Source organism: Paenibacillus sp. 01T424 (assembly GCF_056398745.1).
In genome coordinates, this window is the sequence record NZ_JBFTPZ010000120.1 from 1 (window position 1) to 585 (window position 585).

The window sequence follows — 585 nt, forward strand, 5'->3', positions numbered from 1 at the left end:
CGAAGCCGGTGGGGTAACCCGCAAGGGAGCTAGCCGTCGAAGGTGGGGTAGATGATTGGGGTGAAGTCGTAACAAGGTAGCCGTATCGGAAGGTGCGGCTGGATCACCTCCTTTCTAAGGAAATACCCGARCCCGATGAGGTTCGGATAAACTTGGCAGTTTATCGCTTACTCGTTGTCAGTTTTGAAAGATTAATCATCTTTCAAAGGAAGTCCAAAGGGAATACCTATGGGCCTTTAGCTCAGCTGGTTAGAGCGCACCCCTGATAAGGGTGAGGTCGGTGGTTCGAGTCCACTAAGGCCCACCATTATCGACTCTGAGAAGTCGGTACCCATACTAAATTTGGGGCCATAGCTCAGCTGGGAGAGCGCCTGCCTTGCAAGCAGGAGGTCAGCGGTTCGATCCCGCTTGGCTCCACCAAAAGAATACTTGTACATTGAAAACTGGATAACGAAAGAAAAGAATTGCTGAAACATCCTTTAAAGCTGTTTTTACGTAAGCGAAGGTGAGCGATCACCTGAGCATTTGGTTAAGCTAGTAAGAGCGCACGGAGGATGCCTAGGCACCAGGAGCCGAAGAAGGACG

Annotated in this window: 2 tRNA genes and 1 rRNA gene; all 3 read left to right on the forward strand. The window is 50.5% G+C overall.

The window, feature by feature from the left end:
- Positions 1-114: ribosomal RNA gene (locus AC1DPK_RS34255) — 16S ribosomal RNA — on the forward strand; the annotation flags it as partial.
- 116 nt (positions 115-230) lie between these two features.
- A tRNA-Ile gene (locus AC1DPK_RS34260) sits at positions 231-307 on the forward strand.
- 37 nt (positions 308-344) lie between these two features.
- Positions 345-420, forward strand: a tRNA-Ala gene (locus tag AC1DPK_RS34265).
- Positions 421-585: the final 165 nt, after the last annotated feature.